At 62.3% G+C, this 19,559-nt stretch carries 18 protein-coding genes; 5 read left to right on the top strand and 13 right to left on the bottom strand.

The genetic code is table 11. From position 1 onward, the window contains the following. Positions 1–2: 2 nt before the first annotated feature. A complete protein-coding gene (locus TERRO_RS06485) occupies positions 3–1,892 on the top strand; it encodes a two-component system sensor histidine kinase NtrB (RefSeq protein WP_014785196.1) in 1,890 nt (629 codons plus the stop codon). Positions 1,893–1,920: 28 nt separating this feature from the next. After that, positions 1,921–2,535, top strand: coding sequence for a hypothetical protein (locus tag TERRO_RS06480; RefSeq protein WP_157178277.1), 615 nt, complete (start codon positions 1,921–1,923; stop codon positions 2,533–2,535). Positions 2,536–2,621: 86 nt separating this feature from the next. Here the strand turns inward: TERRO_RS06480 and secA are convergent, their stop codons facing one another. From secA to TERRO_RS06460, 4 genes are all read right to left on the bottom strand, one after another. After that, positions 2,622–5,510: a preprotein translocase subunit SecA gene (secA, locus tag TERRO_RS06475; RefSeq protein WP_014785194.1), complete on the bottom strand. Its 2,889-nt coding sequence runs from the start codon at positions 5,508–5,510 to the stop codon at positions 2,622–2,624. A gap of 90 nt (positions 5,511–5,600) precedes the next feature. Continuing rightward, complete coding sequence (locus tag TERRO_RS06470) at positions 5,601–5,894, bottom strand: hypothetical protein (protein WP_014785193.1); 294 nt, start codon at positions 5,892–5,894, stop codon at positions 5,601–5,603. A gap of 59 nt (positions 5,895–5,953) precedes the next feature. Next, positions 5,954–6,943: a tyrosine recombinase XerC gene (locus TERRO_RS06465; RefSeq protein ID WP_014785192.1), complete on the bottom strand. Its 990-nt coding sequence runs from the start codon at positions 6,941–6,943 to the stop codon at positions 5,954–5,956. After that, entirely contained in the window at positions 6,940–7,890 is a 951-nt protein-coding gene (locus TERRO_RS06460) for a tyrosine recombinase (RefSeq protein ID WP_014785191.1), read from the bottom strand. The genes TERRO_RS06465 and TERRO_RS06460 overlap by 4 nt, the downstream gene beginning before the upstream one ends. Before the next feature lie 122 nt (positions 7,891–8,012). Here TERRO_RS06460 and TERRO_RS06455 point away from each other — a divergent pair, with 122 nt between their 5' ends. Then, complete coding sequence (locus tag TERRO_RS06455) at positions 8,013–8,492, top strand: metallophosphoesterase family protein (protein WP_014785190.1); 480 nt, start codon at positions 8,013–8,015, stop codon at positions 8,490–8,492. Positions 8,493–8,663: 171 nt separating this feature from the next. Here TERRO_RS06455 and TERRO_RS06450 read toward each other — a convergent pair whose 3' ends face one another. Genes TERRO_RS06450 through TERRO_RS06440 form a run of 3 tightly spaced genes read right to left on the bottom strand, consistent with a single transcriptional unit; the run spans position 8,664 to position 11,764 of the window. Continuing rightward, on the bottom strand, positions 8,664–9,368 hold the full coding sequence (locus tag TERRO_RS06450; protein ID WP_014785189.1) for a hypothetical protein: 705 nt from the start codon (positions 9,366–9,368) through the stop codon (positions 8,664–8,666). Between the two features lie 33 nt (positions 9,369–9,401). Beyond that, positions 9,402–10,352: an ABC transporter permease gene (locus TERRO_RS06445; RefSeq protein WP_014785188.1), complete on the bottom strand. Its 951-nt coding sequence runs from the start codon at positions 10,350–10,352 to the stop codon at positions 9,402–9,404. Continuing rightward, positions 10,349–11,764 (bottom strand): hemolysin family protein, encoded by a 1,416-nt coding sequence (locus TERRO_RS06440; RefSeq protein ID WP_014785187.1) that lies wholly within the window; start codon positions 11,762–11,764, stop codon positions 10,349–10,351. Before TERRO_RS06440 ends, TERRO_RS06445 begins: the two co-directional genes overlap by 4 nt. Positions 11,765–11,865: 101 nt before the next feature. On the opposite strand from TERRO_RS06440, the gene TERRO_RS21905 reads away from it, so the two are divergent. Together TERRO_RS21905 and TERRO_RS06430 are read left to right on the top strand one after the other, a co-directional pair. Next, positions 11,866–12,945 (top strand): M23 family metallopeptidase, encoded by a 1,080-nt coding sequence (locus tag TERRO_RS21905; protein ID WP_014785186.1) that lies wholly within the window; start codon positions 11,866–11,868, stop codon positions 12,943–12,945. Positions 12,946–13,024: 79 nt separating this feature from the next. Further along, positions 13,025–13,714, top strand: coding sequence for an SIR2 family NAD-dependent protein deacylase (locus TERRO_RS06430; protein ID WP_014785185.1), 690 nt, complete (start codon positions 13,025–13,027; stop codon positions 13,712–13,714). On the opposite strand, the gene sseA is transcribed toward TERRO_RS06430, so the two are convergent. The 6 genes from sseA to TERRO_RS06400 form a co-directional block, all read right to left on the bottom strand. Then, positions 13,711–14,550, bottom strand: coding sequence for a 3-mercaptopyruvate sulfurtransferase (sseA, locus tag TERRO_RS06425; protein WP_014785184.1), 840 nt, complete (start codon positions 14,548–14,550; stop codon positions 13,711–13,713). The genes TERRO_RS06430 and sseA overlap by 4 nt on opposite strands. Before the next feature lie 24 nt (positions 14,551–14,574). Beyond that, entirely contained in the window at positions 14,575–15,456 is an 882-nt protein-coding gene (locus TERRO_RS06420; RefSeq protein ID WP_014785183.1) for a DUF4159 domain-containing protein, read from the bottom strand. A 253-nt stretch (positions 15,457–15,709) separates the two neighbouring features. Then, positions 15,710–16,624: a hypothetical protein gene (locus TERRO_RS06415; protein WP_014785182.1), complete on the bottom strand. Its 915-nt coding sequence runs from the start codon at positions 16,622–16,624 to the stop codon at positions 15,710–15,712. Between the two features lie 109 nt (positions 16,625–16,733). Next, the gene (locus TERRO_RS06410; protein WP_014785181.1) at positions 16,734–17,567 is read right to left on the bottom strand and encodes a hypothetical protein; all 834 of its coding nucleotides are present in this window, start codon (positions 17,565–17,567) and stop codon (positions 16,734–16,736) included. A gap of 164 nt (positions 17,568–17,731) precedes the next feature. Continuing rightward, entirely contained in the window at positions 17,732–18,460 is a 729-nt protein-coding gene (locus tag TERRO_RS06405) for a hypothetical protein (RefSeq protein ID WP_014785180.1), read from the bottom strand. Positions 18,461–18,637: 177 nt separating this feature from the next. After that, complete coding sequence (locus TERRO_RS06400) at positions 18,638–19,513, bottom strand: deoxyribonuclease IV (RefSeq protein WP_041592483.1); 876 nt, start codon at positions 19,511–19,513, stop codon at positions 18,638–18,640. Positions 19,514–19,559: the final 46 nt, after the last annotated feature.

The following is a 19,559-nucleotide window of genomic DNA, read 5'->3' as shown; positions in this document are numbered from 1 at the left end:
GAATGCGCCTTCGCTCGCAACTGATCGCCGCAACACTGCTCTTCACCTTCGTGCTGACGGTGGTGCTGTCGCTCGTCTTTTTATCCGAGCTGCTGCGGGAACGCATCGGCCAGACGGAAGCTGCGAACGACGTGCTGGTGCATCAGATTCTTGCTGCCACCCGTACCGCACTGCAGCGCGGCCTGAAGGAGAATCCCCCTGCTGAAGCGGGCGAAGCGGCCTTCGCCGTCGCCATTGAGCACGCGCTGCAGACTGACGACACACTGCAAAGCACGCTGGACGGCTTTGTCCGTTACTCGTCCAGCCTGCAGGATGCCTATGTTTCAACGGCGAGCGGCCGCGTCCTGGTCAGCACCGATCCCTCCATGGTCGACGCAGCCACGCCACACCGCCGCTCTTTCGCGACGGCCAGTGGCAACTCGCTGCTTAGCAAGCGCAAGCTGCTCTTCGGCGCGCCGGAAACACTGGATGTAAGCCTGCCGCTGGAACGCAACGGCCAGCCCTTCCTCGTCGCACACCTGGGCATCCGGTCCACGCTGCTGCGCAACGCCTACGCTCCTTGGCTGCGCGACGCCGTCATCGTCTGCCTCTTTGCGCTCGGAGGATCGCTGATCGTCGCCGCGGCCATTTCTGCTGTCGCGCTGCGGCCGATCGAGCAGATTGGGCGTGAGTTAGAAGTGATCTCCGCACGCAGCGGTGCCGAGCGTGCAGCAGCGGAGGCCTCCGCATCGCAGGATGCGGTCCAGCGCGTATCGTCCACCATCAGCCGCATCGATGAACAGATCCGCACCAGCGAACAGACGCGCACGGAGATGGCCACCAACCTGAACAGCATGCTGCAAACGCTGAAGGATGGCGTTATGCTCTTCACCGCGGACCTGCGCATCGCCATCGCCAGCGACTCTACCGCCAACTTCCTCGCCGCAGGCATGACACCAGCAGCCGGAACGCCACTGAGCGAGGTCTTCCCTCCCTCAACCGCCCTTGGCTTCCTCCTTTCGCAGCTTATCGCCGAGCGCCGCAGCGTGCGAGATCTTGCTGTCCCCATGGACAGCGGTCGCACCATCGAACTCACACTGGACTGTTTTCCTGGCAGCGGCATGGGAGCCCTGCTCACGCTGCATGACGTCGCAGCGCAGGAAGAGCTGGAGCGCGAGATCGAAGTCGCACGCCGCATGGCAAGCATCGGGCGACTGACCGCAGGCGTCGGCCACGAGGTCAAGAATCCGATCAACGCCATGGTCGTTCACTTGGAACTGCTTCGCGGCAAGCTCTCTAAGAATCCCAATGCCGACGCGCAGCGACACGTGGATGTACTCGCAAGCGAGATGAGCCGGCTGGACCGCGTCGTCCAGACGCTAGCCGACTTCTCGCGCCCCATGGAGCCGCGCTTGCAGGAGCAGCCCTTGCTGCCTATCGTCCAGGCTGTCACACAACTGATCGCTGCCGAGGCGGACCGACACAACGTCGCCGTCGCCATTACCGAAGACTCGCCCTCCGTACCCGTCAGGGTCGTAGCCGATGCGGAACTCCTGCGCCAGGCCCTGCTCAACATCGCACTGAACGCAATGCAGGCCATGCCAGACGGCGGCGTGCTGCACATCAACCTGGCACGCGATCGCAACATGGCAGTTCTTTCACTCAAGGACACCGGCACCGGCATCCCTCCAGAACGTCTTGGGCAGATCTTCGATCTGTACTTCACCACCAAGGCAACAGGCAGCGGCATCGGACTCGCCATGACCTATCGCATCGTGCAGCTGCACGGCGGCGTCATCGACGTCTCATCCGAAACCGACGCAACATCACCCGGACGTGGCACCTGCTTTGTGCTGCGGCTTCCGCTCGCCGCTCGCTCCTCGTCAAAGACAGCAATTACTGGTGCCGCATGAAGGCTTCGGCGCATTTATCCTAGGGAATATGCGGAAGTTCAGAGCAGTCCCAATCCCGCATGGGTGCAGCATAACCCGCCGTGCAGATTGCACGGTGTGGCCTCATAGTTTCCGCATCGTGCTCTCACTCGGAGCGGTGTTTTTCCTTGCCGGCTGCCATCGCAATCCCAAGATCGTCGCCGCGGCAACGCCACCACCGCCGCCCGTAGAGATGATCAGCGTCCCCCCACCCTCACACCCAACGGAACCGCTGCCGGAAGAACCCGTCATCGCCTCGCCGGAACTGCCACTGGTCGTACCGCCGGTCCGCCGTCCGCAGCCGCCGCGCCGCCGGTCGACACCCGCCGCGCCGCCAACTCAGACGGCAGTCGCAGCACCGCCGCCCATGGATCTCGGCAACTTGACCACCGGCGGCGAATCCACCAACACCGCGCTGCTCCAAGAGACAGACGACCTGCTAAAGACGCAGACGCGCCGCCTGGCCGGCATCTCGACCGCAACCATCGCCCTGCACACCCAGCAGGTCGAACAGGCACGCCTCTTCCTGAAGCAGGCCAGCGATGCCTGGACAAAACAGGACATCGAAGGCGCCCGCACCCTGGCCACCAAAGCCAAGGTCATTCTGGACGAAGTGCTCGGCTAGAACGTCGCATCGAGCAGAACACTAGAAGTCTTCGGGACAAACAAAAAGGCCGCGAGCAAGCTCGCGGCCTTTCTCTCTACAAACGACTACCGGCGGCGCTTCGGCTTCTGTCCGCTCGTCGCCTTCGCCGGAGCATACTGCTGCCGCTGCGGTCCCTGCGAAACCGGATACGAAGGCTCCTGCGGAGCGGGCGCCTGTGCCGCCTGCTGATCCGTACCACCACCACTCAGCGTCGTGCGCTGCGGCGTGGACGGCAGTTGCGGCGGAGGCGGTGCGATCGGCTCTGCTGCCGCCGCCTGCAGCGATGCAAGCTGTTCCAGCGACTCGATCGGCGTACCATCCGGCCCCAGGATCTGCATGCGGTAAAGGTTCCGCAGCGTGTCCTCCTGGAACTTGGCCATCATCGCCTCGAACATGTCGAACGATTCCTTCTTGTAGGCCACCAGAGGATCCTGCTGCGCATACCCACGCAGGCCAATGCCCTCCTTCAGGTGGTCCATCGCCAGAAGGTGATCCTTCCAAAGGCCGTCCAGCACCGTCAGCAGAACGACACGCTCGTGATAACGCAGCGTCTCCGCACCCAGAATCTGTTCCTTCACCTCAAAACGCTTGCCCAGCTGCTCGAAGAGCGTCTCGCCCAGCTCATGACGATTCACTGCCGTGAAGTCGATCGACGGGAAGTCCGTGCCGAAGATGTCGACAAGCTTCGCCTTCATCTCCTCCACCTTCCACTGGTCCGCATGAACGTTGGCCGGTGCGAACTCATCCAGGATGTTCGACAGCGCCGTCGCGGTGTAATCCTCCAGGATCAGTTCCTTCTGGTCGATGCCCTCAAGCAGGTTGTGCCGCAGGCCATACACGGCCTCGCGCTGCTTGTTCATCACGTCGTCGTACTCCAGAACGTGCTTGCGGCTCTCGAAGTTCTGGGTCTCGACAGCCTTCTGTGCAGCGGCGATACGGTTGGTGATCATGCCGGATTCAATCGGCACGCCCTCTTCCATACCCAGTCGCTGCAGCAGCGTGCCCACCCACTCACGCGCGAAGATGCGCATCAGGTCGTCTTCCAGTGACAGGTAGAAGCGCGCCGCACCCGGATCGCCCTGCCGGCCCGCACGTCCACGCAACTGGTTATCGACGCGGCGGCTCTCATGCCGTTCCGTACCGATGATGAACAGTCCACCCGCGGCAAGCACCTGCTCGTGCTCGCGCTTTACATTGTCCTGGAAGTGCGCGGTGCTCGCGTCCCACTCAGCCTGCGTGCACTCGTACTCCTGGTTGGAGTAGTAGAAGCGGAACATGCCTGGTCCAGCGACCGGTGCAATCTCACCCTCAACCGCACTCAGCGCGCGAGCCGTGCCGCCCTTCACCAGCTCCTGACGAGCCATAAAGTCCGCATTGCCGCCCAGCAGAATATCCGTACCGCGACCCGCCATGTTGGTGGCGATCGTCACCATGCCAAGCCGGCCGGCCTGCGCGACGATCTCTGCTTCGCGCTCGTGAAACTTCGCATTCAGCACCACGTGCCGAACGTTCTTCTTCTTCAGGATCTCGCTCAGCAGCTCCGACTTTTCGATGGACGTCGTACCCACCAGCACCGGCTGCTTCAACGCATGCAGACGCTCGATCTCATCCGCAACCGCGAAGTACTTCTCCTTCGCCGTGCGATAGACCACGTCCGGAAACTCAATGCGCTGCATCACACGGTTCGTCGGGATCACTGTGATCTCAAGCTTGTAGATCTTGTCGAACTCGGCCGCTTCCGTCTCCGCCGTACCCGTCATGCCCGAGAGCTTCTTATACATACGGAAGTAGTTCTGGAAGGTGATTGTCGCCAGCGTCTGGTCTTCCTTGCGGATCGCCACGCCTTCCTTCGCCTCGACGGCCTGGTGCAGACCATCCGACCAGCGGCGGCCCGGCATCAGCCGGCCCGTGAACTCGTCGACGATGATGATCTCGCCGTCTTTCACCACGTACTCCACATCCCGCTTGTACAGGTTGTGCGCCTTGATCGCGGTCTCAACGTGGTGCTTCAGATCCCAGTTCTCAGGATCGGCGATGTTGCCGATCCCAAGCAGGCCTTCAATCTTTTCCCAGCCCTCGTCGGTAACAGTGATCGAACGGGTCTTCTCGTCGACCACATAGTCGCCCGTGTACGTCTTCTCTTCCAGCGTCTCCGTGAACACACCCAGCTCAAGCTCCGGGATGATCAGATTCACGCGCTCATACTTGTCCGTCGTCTGATCCGTCGGTCCGCTGATGATCAGCGGCGTACGCGCTTCGTCGATCAGGATCGAGTCAACTTCGTCGACGATCGCATGATAATGCCCACGCTGCACCAGGTCCGTCAGCTCGAACTTCATGTTGTCGCGCAGGTAGTCGAAGCCGAACTCGTTGTTCGTGCCGTACGTGATGTCCGAAGCATAGGCAGCGCGGCGCTCACGATCGTCCAGGTCATGCACGATCACACCGACGGTCAGCCCTAGGAATCCATAGATCTTGCCCATCCACTCGGCATCGCGCTTGGCCAGGTAGTCGTTCACGGTGATCACGTGGACGCCACGGCCGGCGAGCGCATTCAGGTAACAAGGCAGCGTAGCGACCAGGGTCTTACCTTCACCCGTTCGCATTTCGCTGATCTTGCCCTGGTGCAACACCATGCCACCGATCATCTGCACATCGAAGTGCCGCATGCCGACGGCACGCTTGCCCGCCTCGCGCACAACCGCAAAGGCCTCCGGCAGAATCTCGTCCAGAACGACCTTCTCCGCGGCGATGCGCTCATCGCGATCCGCAATGTCCGCCGTACGAGCGGCAATGCGCTCCTTGAACTCAAGCGTCTTCCCACGAAGCTGCTCATCCGTCAGAGGCAGCAGCGACGCCTCAAAGCCGTTGATCTGGTCCAGGACCGGCTGCATGCGCTTCACGGCGCGTTCGTTGCTGGTACCAAAAACCTTGGTAAATACTGAATTAATCACTGAAATATTCCTTGCTGGTGCGAAAAGTAGCGCGAGAGTAGGGCGCGGCAACTCATATGGCCGCAATAACTGGCAGAGATTGCCAGCGCGCTACAGGCTGCTTCCGGTCACCGCATGCACATGCGCCGTATGGGCCACAGGCCCGGCAACCGCATGGGCAGCATTCCACAGGTGCGGCGTGGGAACTGCAGAGACATCACGCCCCGTCTCCGGGAAGTCAGACCGAACCGGCTCAGACTCCTCCACCGCTGCCTGCAGCAGCAGATTCCGGACAAACACATCACCCGGCGTCCGCGTCGACGCCAGGTTGCTGGCATGAACCGATACCGCCAGGCTCGAAAGCAGCAACAAAAGGCACGTCAAATGTGTGGCGCGGAAACGCATCCTTTTTAGTCTAGCTCAGGAAAAGCGTGCGCCAACGACGTACTTCCCACACCTTCGTGCTACGCCCGAGGATGCGTCTCGTCATACACCTGCTGCACCTGGCTCACGGTCAACTGCGTATACCGCTGCGTCGTCGACAGCCGCTCATGCCCCAGTAGCTCCTGAATTGCCCGAAGATCCGCCCCATCCTCCAGCATGTGCGTCCCAAAAGCATGCCGCAGCGTGTGCGGATGTACATCCGCCGGCAGCCCCCGCGCGACGGCGATAGATTTCACAATCCGTCCCACCGACCGTGTCGTCAGCCGAGCGACTCCACGCGCACTCTGGTTAATCAGGAGCGGCCCCGCAGCAACAAGCGCGCCCTTGCCTGCTGCCTGCAGCTTCGCCTCCCGGTGCGGCAGGTAATTCCGGATCGCCTCAGCCGCGGCATCGCCCAGCGGAACATACCGCTCTTTGCGCCCCTTACCGCGAACCAGGATCGCATCGTTCGCCCAGTGCAAACTCGCCAGGTCGATGCCGACCAGCTCAGAATTTCGGATACCGCAGCCGTACAGCAGCTCCCAGATGACCCGATCGCGCTCCGGCCAGCCGGTATACGCCTCACCGTCTGTGGCCGAGCTCTTCTTCGGCACGCCCCTGCCAGCCCGGTCGATGTCTCCCTCGATGCCGTCCAGCACACGGTTCACCTCTTCGGCGGAAGGCACACGCGGCAGATGCTTCGGCAGCTTCGGCGTCGCCACCAGCGTCGCCGGATTCTGATCCACGATGCCTTCCTTGGCCATCCACTTGAACCACGACCGCACCGCGGCCAGCGCACGCGCAGCCGAAGCCCGCGTCAACCCACGGTCATACAACACAGCCAGATACCCGCGGATATGCGTGTGCTCGATCGACTTCGGCGCAACATCCTCACCGAGCGTCGCCGCCAGGTACGTCGCAAACGCCTGAACCTCGCGCGTGTAGGCGCGGACGGTGTGCTCACTCGCGCCGCGCTCCCCATCCAGCATGGTGATGAACCGGTCGGCCAAAGCCTGCATGCGATCGCTCATGCCGCCTCCGTCCGCCGCCGTCCACGCGGATGGTGCATCCGATGCACTTCCTTCAGCCGCCCCAGCGCCAGGTGCGTATAGACCTGCGTCGTCGCAATGTCGGCATGGCCCAGCAACGTCTGCACACTGCGCAGGTCGGCGCCATGCTCCACCATGTGGGTCGCGCAGCTATGCCGCAGCTTGTGAGGACTCGCGCTGGAATTCGTCCCCTTCACAATCGACCACACCACCTGCGTCGTCAGGGGTTTCCCACGAACCGAAAGGAATAGGGCTCTCTGCAAGCCCTTGCCCGCCAGCTCCGCACGGCCTCGCTCCAGATAAGCCTGCAGAGCCGCACAGGCCGCATTACCCAGCGGCACAATCCGTTCCTTGTCGCCCTTGCCGCGCACCTGCGCGCGCTGCTGGTCCAGGTGCAGATCCTCCACGCGCAACGAGACAATCTCGCCCGCGCGCAGACCACCGGCATACAGCAGCTCCATCAACGCATGATCCCGCAGTTGCAGACCACCCGCCTGCGGATGGCTCGCGGCCATCGCCGTTTGCTCCAGCATGCCGTTCACTTCACTCTCGGCCAGCGACTTGGGCAGCACCTTCCACGTCGAAGGCGCTTCAATGTTCACCGTAGGGTCGTGCGCAATGCGCTTGTCCAGCAGCATCCACTTATAAAAGCCGCGCAGGCAGCTCAGCTTCCGCGCAACGGACCGGTCCGTCCGGTCATGCGTCCGCAGATGCTCCATCCACCCGGCGACATCCTCGCGGGTCGCCGCCTGCAAAACTCCAGACGTCTCTTCCAGGTGCTCCGAAAACTGCTGCAGATCCCTCACGTACGCCTCGCACGTCAGCGGGCGCAACCCACGCTCCACACGCAGGCACGTCACGTACTCGCGCACAAGCTGCGCGTTACGGCAGGGTTCAGGCTTTCCGGGAGTGGGTTGCGGGACGTTCATCGCACCTCCGATTATGTCGGCGGTGCGGTAGATCGGATAGACACCGGAATCTAACTCGATATGCTTTTGATCGTGCCCTCAAATCGCCAAACCAACTGCCGCCGCCAACTGACAGATATCAAATGACCAGCGCAATCCGCCATACCCGAATCGCCGTTCTCTCCGACACCCACGGCTTGCTGCGACCGGAAGTCATTGCAAAGATTCAGGGCGTCGATCACATCCTGCACGCGGGCGACGTCGGCAACGCCGACTTCCTCGACCAGCTCTCCGCGATTGCACCCGTCACCGCAATCCGAGGCAACATCGACGTCCACAGCCCTTGCGCCGATCTTCCCGCAACCGAGATGGTCGAGATCGCAGGCGTCACCTTTTACCTGGTCCACTCGGTAGCTGACCTCGACATCAGTCCCACCGCCGCCGGGGTCCGCGTCGTCATCAGCGGCCACTCTCACAAACCCGGCCACGATACCCGCAATGGTGTCCTCTACCTGAACCCGGGCAGCGTCGGCCCCCGCCGCTTCAAACTACCCATCGCCATGGCCTTCGTGATGATCTCCGAAGGCAACATCACCGTCGAACCCATCGAGTTCGACGCGTGACAGATTTTTGAGCCAAAGGTTTCGGATGGTCGTGGAGCTACGAATTTAGGTGCCCCATTCATGACGGCCCTATCGTCATGAGTGGGATCTTCGCGCGAAGCACGAACCAGCGGGTACGGCTTGAAAGAGATTCGTCTTGCAGTCTCACCACCAGAAGTATCGAGAACGCTGTTACTTGCTTTCAACCTTTAAAGAGTCCAGTATCTTCCCCAGCCGACCCTGCACATCGGCAAGCTGGTCCTTCGAAATCTCCATCGCGCCACTGGTCTGCGAACAGAACGTATTCACCACCAGGTCAAACCGCAGGCAGCTGCGCCCCTGTAACGCCGTAAAGACCTCATCGCGCGATTCCGTGCAGACGTGGCCGTTCTCGTCGCGACCATGCTTGAACGGCAAACCACCCACGCGCACATCACTCTGCGGCTTCAAAGGTGCAGTCATCGCCTGCGCCGCACAGCTCGCCGCGGTCGCATTTGGCATCACCGAGTAATAAAACGTGGCGCCAGAAAACGTGGAAACCGGATACGGGTTGAAGTTGATCGACGCCACGCCACGCACATCCAGCGTTCGCTTCGTCGTTCGAACATCCACGCCAAAGTTCGACAGGACCCCATCCCGTCGCTCGAAGTTCCACCCCGCAGGTACATGAAACGAAAGGCGATACTTCGCGTCGTGAAAGTCACGCGCAGCCGGCGTCGGATGCTCCGGATCGTCCGGTTCCGTGATGCCTTTCGCTCCGCCAGGCTTCTTCGGCGTGGGTGCTCCCGGCACCGGCTTCGGCGCATCCATCCCGGGCACCGGCAGCCGGTGCCGCTCCGTCTGCGCCACGGCGGGCAGGGTGATCAGTAAAGCAAGGGCCAGGTGGATTCGGGACATGGGTTCTCCGAAGGCAAGTCTAGCGTGACAATCCTAAGACCGCCGCAGCCGAGGATTCGCAAGCGTGTAGGCCAGGTCCGTCAGCAGGTTCGCCGCCAGGTACGTCAGCCCGATCGTCAGCGTGCAGCCCTGCACCAGCGCGTAGTCACGATTCGAAATGGCCGACAGCGTCAGCCGTCCCAGTCCCGGCCAACTGAAGATCGTCTCCGTTACGATCGCGCCCGCGAGCAGCGAACCGAACTGCAACCCGACCACCGTCAGCACCGGCACCAGCGCATTCCGCAGAGCATGCCGGTAGACCACCGTTCTCTCCGGCAACCCCTTCGCCCGGGCGGTCCGGATGTAGTCCTGTCCCAGCTCCTCCAGCATCGATGCCCTCACCATCCGTGTCAGGATGGCCGCCAGCGAAAGCCCCAACGTCACCGCCGGCAGGATCAGGTGCAGCATCGTGCTGCCGCCCAGCAGCGGCCCAGTCCCCGCACCAGAAACCGGCAACCACCCCAGGCTGATCGAAAAGATCAGGATCAGGATCGGTCCCAACGCAAAGTTCGGAAACGAAAGCCCCAGCAGCGACACACCGCCCAGCAGCCGGTCTGTCACGCGCCCCCGATGCAATGCACTCGCCACGCCCGCCGGCACCGCCATCACCAGCGCCAGCACTAATGCCGCAACACTCATCAGCAATGTGTACGGATAACGCGCCAGAACCAGGTTCGTGACCGAGTCGCGCAACCGGAGCGACCTGCCGAGGTCACCATGGAAGATTCCCTGCCAATACCGGAAGTACTGTGTGTGCAGCGGCAGGTCCAGACCGTAGCTATGCCGCAACGCAGACAGGTCCGTCGAGCTCGCGCCCTCGCCCATCATCTGCGCAATCGGATCACCCGGAACCAGGTGGATCAGCAGAAACACAAGCGAGACGATGATCCATAACACTGGCAACATCAATAAGATGCGACGGAATACCGGAAGCAGAGCCTTCATACAGACGCACGCTGCCCTTCCGCACCCGCCAATCGCTTCGTCCGCTCATCAGGCTCCACGCGCACGCGACTGATGCGCCGTCCCGTAAGCTCCGTCACGGTGAAGCAGCGGCCAGCGTGGCATACCCGCTCCCCCGGCTTTGGCAGATGTCCAAACTGCGCCAGCAAGAATCCTGCCAGCGTCTCAATGCCGGGCTCCCGCGGGAACTGCCAGTGCAGTTGCGTCGCCAGATCGCGGAGCGTCACCGTCCCATCGAACTCCACGATGCCGCGGCTGTCCGGCATCGGCAGGGCTCTCCCGGACAGATCGAACTCGTCCTCCAGCTCACCTACCAGCTGCTCCAGCGCATCCTCCGCCGTCACCAATCCCACCGTCGAACCAAACTCATCCACCACAATCGCAATCTGCCGGCGACGCTCCTGGAACTCCTTCAGAACGTCCACCGCAAGCTTCGTCTCCGGCACCACAAGAACCTCGCGCGCCACCGTCCGCAGCGGCACACTTGCGGCCTGCAACGCAGCCGGCAACCGGCTATCCCGCCGGTAGTGCATCAGCCGTGAGATGTCCTTGGAGTACACCACCCCAATGATGTGTTCCGTACCCAGCGCCGGGTCATAAACCGGCACCCGCGAGTGCTGCTCCTCGATGATCCGTGCCGACGCCAGCTCCACCGGCATATCCCCCGGCAGCGCGAAAATCCGCCCGCGCGGCGTCATGATCTCCCGCACAGTCACATGGTTCAGATCGATGGCGCGATGAATCATCTGCTCTTGAAAGGCTGGCAGCAGGCCGCTGCGACGCGTCGCCGTCGCCACCATCTTCAATTCCTCGGGCGAGTGGACCTCGCCACCCTCGCCCCTAAGCGGCACGCGAAACAACTGCAGTACCAGCGCAGTCGATCCCTTCAGCAGTCGAACGGCAGGCCGCGTGATCCGGATGAAGACGTCCATGGGTCCAGCAACGGCCAATGCAATCCGCTCACTGCGCTGTAAAGCCAATGACTTAGGTACCTGTTCTCCAAGCAAAACTTCAAGATAAGTGATCAGGGAGAACGCGAGGATGATCGCCAGCACATGGCTGGCCGCGACCGCATGCACCCGCAGGAACGGGACGCGCTGAATGAACGTCATGCTCTCGAAGATCTGTTCAAAGAGCTGCGCCACCGTACTCTCACCCAGGTAACCCAGGGCCAGCGAACACAGTGTGACGCCAAGCTGATTGGCAGCAAGGAAGTCGTCGATCTCCCGCTTCAGCCGCAGCGCGGTCGTTGCGCCGACGCGACCTGACCGAAGCATCTGTTCCAGCCGCGTCTCCCGGACTGAGACGATGGCAAACTCCGCTGCGACGAAAAACGCGTTTGCCAGGATCAGCACCGCGACCGTCATCAGCTTGAAAAATGCCGACTCAAGCATGGGGAAAGTGTACGGTACGACGCCGGACCGGCGAAGTCCCAGCGACCGCCGCAACCAAATCCCCGGGAGCGCAATCCCATGGGAGCGAGGTCACACCGATCATGAGCACTCCCCAAAAGCGTCTTGTCGCTGCCGCAGGTCTCCTGCTTCTGGCCACGACAACGACCGCTCCCGTGCTTGCCCAAGACCAGTTCCCCGATCGTGGACCGGGCCTTCGCGTCGTTCCGAATGCCCCGCCTAAAGTCGCCGTAGCAGCAGTCGCCGCTCCTCCCGCCACGCCAGCTCCTGCTGCCGCCAAGGCACCCGCCGCGCACGGATCCCCCGCCGTCAAGAACATCTTTTGGCAGCCCAACGACCTCAAGCAGGGCTCGCCCGCGCTGATCACCGTCGAACTCCTGAAACCGGCAACGCGAGTCACCGGCACCTTCGCCGGTAAGTCCCTGCTCTTCTTCCGTGGCGACGACCCAAAGCTCTGGCACGCGCTCGCCGGGGACGACGTCGAGACGCAGCCCGGCAGCTACCAGATCGCCATCGCCGCCATCATCGCCGGCCGGCCCGCACGCGACTCCCGTAAGGTCGAGATCGCCGCCGGCACCTTCAAAACCGGCGACGTAGAAGTCCCCGATAACTTCGTCAATCCCAGCGCCGAGGAGAAGCGGCAGATCGCCCGCGACGATGCGTGGAAGACAAAGGCCTACGCACACAACACGCTGAAGCCCCTGTGGTCCGGCAACTTCCAGAAACCCGTCGCAGCACCCTCGACCGAAAGCTTCGGCGAGAGCCGCATCCTCAACGAGGAGCGCAGCAGCCTCCACCGCGGCACCGACTACCCGGTCAAAGAAGGCACACCCGTCCTCGCCGCCAACGCCGGCATCGTCGTCCTGGCTGAGACCATGTTCTACGAGGGCAATTGCGTCATCATCGACCACGGCGACCGATTCTTCACCATCTACATGCACCTTGAGAAGCTCGGCGTGAAAGAAGGGGATCGCGTCGAAAAGGGAGCCCGGCTCGGCCTCAGCGGCTCTACCGGTCGCGTCACAGGACCGCACATGCACTTCGGCGTCCGCTGGAATGGCGCCTATCTCGACCCGGTCCAACTGCTGGCACTCACCCTGCCAGCGACCGCCGCCAAGGCGCTCACCCCTCCCGCCAAGCCAGCCACGCCTCGCAGGCGTTAAACTCACTGCACTTCGTTGATAGAACGACTCGACCCAACCGGACGCTCGGCAATTCCGCCCGCCATGGATAATTGTCCGGATGCAACTCACCACCTCAGATCGCGTCTTCACCCTCACGGGAGCAGGTATCTCCGCCGAGAGCGGCCTCGCCACCTTTCGCGGCTCAGGCGGGCTCTGGAACGGCTACAGCGTCGAGCAGGTCGCCACGCCCGAAGCCTGGGCCGCCGACCCGCAACTCGTCTGGCGCTTCTACTCCGCCCGCCGGCGTGACGCAGAGTTCGCCCGTCCCAACGCCGGTCACCTCGCTCTCGCCCGCCTTGAGCGCGCCATGGGGGACCGCCTCTTCCTCTGCACGCAAAACGTGGACGACCTCCACGAACAGGCCGGCTCGAAGCAGACTCATCACATGCACGGCTCCCTCTTCGAATCACGATGCGTCGAGTGCGCAATCCCGTTCCCGGATCGTGAGCAGTACCTTGGCAAGCTGCCCACCTGCGAAACCTGCGGCGCGGCAGTCCGGCCGCACATTGTCTGGTTCGGCGAAGTACCGCTCGCGATGGACCTCATCTACCACCAGCTCGACAACGCAACGGTGCTTCTCGTCGTGGGCACATCCGGATCGGTGTATCCCGCAGCGGGTTTCGTGCACAGCGCACGGCAGCGCGGCATCCGCACCATCTACGTCGGACCCGAGGAGCCGCTCAACGCAGCCCTCTTCCATCGCATCGAGCTCGGAACCGCTACCGCCGTACTTCCCTCGCTCTTCTAGACGTCCTTCACAATCACCGACTCCGCGCGCGACGCATACTCCGCCCACGAACCGTCGTAGAGCGTCACCTTCGGGGCACCGGCCATCTCCAGCGCCAGGGCAACCACCGCCGCCGTCACGCCCGAACCGCAGGAGGTCGTAATCGGCTGCTGCAGATCCACGCCCCGCGCCTCAAAGATCGCTCGCAGTTCCTCCGGCGACTTCATGGAAGCTCCGTTCGCCAGATGCGGAAACGGCATACTCGTCGCACCCTGCATATGCCCGCTGCTCAGACCCGCACGCGGCTCCGGGTGCGCGCCGGTAAAGCGTCCTTCGCTGCGTGCGTCCAGCACCTGCTCACCCGCAGCCAGCGTGGCGCGGATCTGGTGATAGTCCTTGACGGCGGCTTTGTCCAACGTCGCATGGAACTTCGTACGCTCACGCACCACCGGACCCGACTCCAGCGGCAGCCCCGCGGCCTCCCAAGCCTTCAGTCCTCCATCCAGCAAGTGGACATTCTTCGCGCCCATCGCGCGAAGCTTCCACCGAGCCCGCGGTGCTGAGAAGACATCCCCCTGCTCATAGACAACGATCGTCGCCGTATCGTGTATGCCAAGTTCGCCCATCGCCGCGCCAAAGGCTTCATCGCTCATGATGGTGTGTGGCAGTCCGCTGCTGTGATCCGACAGCGCATCGATATCGAAGAAGACAGCGCCAGGAAGATGCTTCTGCAGGTAAAGCGCATGCGTATCCACCTTGGGCACAACGCCCACAGGCGGCATGGTGGCATCCACGATCACAAGATCCGGCGACGAAAGACGGCTGGCAACCCACTGCGGCGAGACAAGAGCACTCATGCAATCCAGCCTAGCCGATCTCTCTCAGTGCGTCATCGCGTACAGCACATAGTTCACGCCAATCTTCGTCCCCAGCGCCGAGTACTTCACCGGGTAGCGCGGGTCATCCAGAAACTCCCACGAGTCCCCAAGGTCGCTGTTCAACGACAGCGCCACCATGATGCGGCCCTTGTCGTCGTAGATCCCCTTCCAACGCGCCACATACCCGTCCTTCTTGTGGCCCGTATTCACGTGTTCCGCCCCTGGCACCTGGAAACGCTCGTCCAGGTCGAACAGCGTGTGAAAGATCGGATCGCCATCCGGAATGTCCACCAACTGCCGCTCCGGAAAGACCATCTTCATCGTCTTCACGAAGTAGGCCTCCTCCGCCGAACCATGGCAGTCATCTGCCATGAAAAAGCCACCGCGCAACAGGTAATCTCGCAGCTTGGTAGCCTCCTTCTGGGTCAATCCCCACTCGCCCACCTGCACGGCGTAGAGCCAGGGCCAGTTGTAAATCTCGTCGCCATCGTCCAGCGAAACGGACTGCTCCACCGACCGTGCATCCGCCCGCGTCAACCGATGAACAGCATTGGCCAGCGCGCGATCGGCTCGTGGATAATCCTGCGTCCACAGCGTCATGCCCTCCTGCCACGGCCCGTCGAATCTGCCCTGATAGCCGTCCAGCGGCCCGCCCGGAAACATCAGCCGCGCAAACGTCCACTCACCCTGCCGGTCATAATCCGGCGGCAGCGGAAAGCGACCATACTCAACCGAGGGATACTCACGAAACGGCGCATGCCACGACCGGCCACCATCCGTCCCGGCCGCGAAGATCACCCCAGGCGCCGCAACCATCGCAGCCACGGCAAAGACCGCGCCCGCCAGTGCACCAGCCCACGCAGCCCTGCCCCAGGTCTTCGTCATTGCCGGTTAGACGAAGCGAAGTACGCCCCAGTCTCCCACCACTTTCGCGCCCCACACAAATAAAGAATCGCAATTCACCCAACGCCAACAAAGCCGGGTGCTAACAAAGGGGTGCCCCAATCTTTGCGAAGCAAACGGTGGGCTCTCTCAACTCTCCGCTGTACCTACAGCCGATCAAACGCCACCACGCCCCGCACAAACAAACGAGGACATCCGAACCCGGCTGCCCTCGCTTTCCATCTTCGAAATCCAACTACATGCCGGAAGGCGGCCCCATCGGTCCACGTCGCCCCATATGCTGTGCCGCCTGCTCCACCGTGTAACCCTGCGGAACCTTGAACAGAGCCGCATCCGGCTCGGCCTTCGTCAGAGCCGTCGCAATGGTCGTGTGCGTACCTCGGAACGGGTCCACATCGTTGCGGCTCAGTTGAATCTTCAAATCAGGCGAGAACCACTCCTCGTGCGTCGCCACCACCGGCTTATCCGTGCCGTCGACCGGGATAGTCCGCGTCACACGCTTCCCCGTCGCCAGCACACCGTTGATCGTCTTCGTCCCCAGGTCGGCCACGACCGCATTCTTATCGCCATGCCGGCCGCGAGGTCCTTGCCCACCATCAGGAGGCGGCGGAGCACTGGCATCCTGTGGCGGCGGTCCGCCCGGTCCACGACGCCCCATGCCTCCCGGTCCATCATGCGGACGCGGCGCAGGAATCTGGTGCACAATCGCCAGCTTCTCATCCGCCTGCAACCGTGTGACGGTGTGCGCAACCGGATCCACGATCACGATCGTGGTGTGCGGCTTGCCGTCACCACCCTTACGCGCCGGCATCGTCACCTCTTCACGAGTCCGCCCCAGCGAATCGCGTGTCGCAACGCGAGTCACGTTGCGGGTCAACACCGTGCCATCCTGCAGCTTCTCCGTCTCCGTGCTCGTAAACGTCGCAGCATACGGCGCGTTCGTAACCGGCGGCTGCATCAGGCCAAACCCAAATCCAGCCTCATGCGCCCCGCCCATAAATCCGCGCCCCATACCTCCCCGTCCCATAAAGGGAGGAGCGCTACCGGGACCACCAAAACCGGGACCGCCAGGACCGGGACCATCAGGACTTTGCGCAAACACCGGCACGGCGGCCAACAGCAATGCAGCAGAGACAAGACCAATCTTCATGAGAAAACTCCTCGGGAGTAGTGCTTGCACGAGTAGACGGACTCTCAAACAAACAGTTGCGCGCGAGGCCAAATAATTCCGCCATTGCATTCGGACTCAACACGCAAGATCAGCGCTGCGGAGTCCGAACCGGCTGCTTGAACTCCGTGTAATCCGACGGCGGCGAAAACAGGGAAACATCCGGTTCCAACAGACTGCCGGACAACAGCGTCACCGTCTGCACGCCCGTTCGCGGGTCCTCCCGCGTCTCCTCAATCACTCGGCCAGCCTCTTCCGACGTACAGGTCTCATCCGTCGTCGTGATCGTGCGGTCATTGCCCAGAAACCCAATGGCATAGACGGTCGTCGTCCGCTGCGCCACACAGGTCAGCCCGCTGATGACCCGCATGCCCAGCGGATCGCGCGTTACTGCCGGCTGAACCGCCCCGCCTGGCACAACGGAACTGTTCACCACTGCCGGAATCGACAGCGACACAGGAGCAGAACCTCCAGAAGATCCGCTCGCGCTCCCCATCGCTCCCTGCCGTGCCGCGTTCGTGCCATCGGGCAACGTCCGCATCGGCGAATTGGAACCCGCGTTCGTTGGCGCAGGTCGCCGCCAGACGCTATAGGTCTTGCGACCGCCCGGTGCCCCCACTTGCCAGCTGTAACCAACGCCCTCAACCGGGTCGGTTACCGACACCGTGCGAAGCGAAACCTCCGCGCCGGGCAAAGGTCCAACCTCCCTTTCCGTGCGCACCCGCCCCTTGCTGTCACGGATGAATATCTCGTGCGTTACCCGCGTAATGTGGGTGCCATCCGCCAGCGTCTGCACGCTCTTTCGCTCCAGCGTGACGGAGACCGGTCCGCGGACTGAATGGTCCTGTGCGAAGAGCGGTACCGCAGAAATATCTGCTGCCATCGCTGCGAACGAAAGAAGGGCAGCGAAAGCTTTCGAGTACAAGAGGAGCCTCCGAAATCTGCCGCGATTTTAGCGTGGGCCATGCAAACCACCAGTCGAATACGCGCCAGTGCTGGAAACATATTCGCTTGTGCCACTGCTTAGCCGGTCCCCGCTCCCCAATGACGTCTGGTGGGCATCGGGTCCCCGGTGGCTCCAAGGCGAAATCACCTTGCGTTCGCGACCGCCGCCGGAGTCAGTGTTGTGACATTTATTCGGCGAACATAGTCTGCCGGCGGTTGAAAGAGCGCTGGGTCGGGTTCGCCACGCGAAATCGAGAGGACCGTCACCGTAGTCTTGCCGTTCCGTGGGTCGTCAACGGATGACTTGAGGGATCGCCCAAACTCGCGGGACATGCAGGTCTCATTGACCACGGCAAAGGGACGATCGTTGCCCACCGTGTCGATGGGGTACGTGGTGGTCATTCGCGCTGCCTGACAAGGAAATCCTCCCACGTACTCCTCGCCCAGATTGTCACGCTTGGTAAGCGGTCGAGTATCTATCGGCTGCTGAAAAGGAACGGACGCCACAAAGGGCGTTGGCGTCGCCAAAGTCGTCTGGGTGTACTCCTTCGCAGCACCGGGAGCGATGTTCCAGAAGAGGCTTTCGTTCGCCGCAAGATCCTGAAGCATGAAGGTGACCAAAGATCTGCCCCCGTCCAGAGGATGCTCTGACTTTGTGAGCACGCGGCCAAGGCTGTCACGGTAAAAGCTGTCTCGAGTCACGCGGGTGATTTGTAAACCTTCCGCGAAGGTCTGCACCGTCTTCTGCTCCGTAATAATCGACATCGGCTTGCCGACTTGCGGTACGGGTCTGCGCAATGCCGTCTGCGCTGAGCTTCCCACTCCGGCAGTTGCTGCGGCAAGACAGAGAGCGACACAAAACGACCGGACCATGCGGATGCTACCTCCTGAACGTGGCGAAATTGTAAAGTCGCCCGATCATGAAGTCGCCAGGATTCTGGTGTCTTGTGCGACTTTTTCGCGCAGAATCGCGACCTGTTCCGTAATGGGCTCGGCTTGGCGCGCAAGGGACATTCGCGCTTAATCACCAAGATTCGTGCTGCGACCGGCCTATCCCGCCGCCAGCGTCCGCAGCACACTCACGTTCCGCAGAATGTCACCGGGGTCATCCACCGGCGTCTCTGCAATAAACGCACAGTGTGCAAACCGCTTGTCGCGCAGCAGTCGCCGAAACGCGTCGGGTCCGATCGTCCCATCGCCGATATGCTCGTGCCGGTCCAGCTTGCTGCCCATCGCTGCCTTCGCATCGTTGCAGTGCCACACCCGCACGCGCTCCGTGCCGAACGACTCCGCAATCAGCGCCACCGTCTCCTCATACCCCTCAGGTGTCACCAGGTCATAGCCCGCAACGTGCGTGTGGCACGTGTCCAGGCACACATCCACCGGAGCGCACCGATCCAGCATGTGCAACAGGTCACCGACCTGGTCCAGCTTGCCGCCCATGCTGAACTCGCTGCCTGCCGTGTTCTCAATCAGGATCCGCAGATGCGAATCCTGGCAGCCCAGTCCATCCACGGCCCGCTCGATATTCTCGGCTGCATGCTGCAGCGCCTCGGCCCGCGTCAGTCCCTTCCACGATCCCGGATGGAACACCAGGAACTCCGCTCCCAGCGCCAGCGCGCGTTCCACCTCGCCACGAAACGCAGCCGTCGAATTCTTCCGAACCTCTTCGCTCTGCGAACAAAGGTTGATCAGGTACGACGCATGGATCGTCATCGGTGCAATGCCATGCTGCGCGCGCAGCGTACGCATCTGCTCCGCGTCGGCCGGAGCGACCGCGTTCGCCTTCCACTGCCGCGGCGAAGACGAAAAGATCTGGAAACAGTTCGCACCGCAATCCACCGCACGCTGTACCGCGGTCCACGTGCCGCCGCTGGTGGAAAGGTGAATGCCGATACGCTTCGAGGGGGACTTAGCAGGTGCCATCACTTCGATGTTAGAGGAACCGCGCCCGCGTGCGAGACTTGGGCGT

Source organism: Terriglobus roseus DSM 18391 (assembly GCF_000265425.1).
GTDB lineage: Bacteria > Acidobacteriota > Terriglobia > Terriglobales > Acidobacteriaceae > Terriglobus > Terriglobus roseus.
This window is presented reverse-complemented; position numbering and strand designations above follow the sequence as displayed.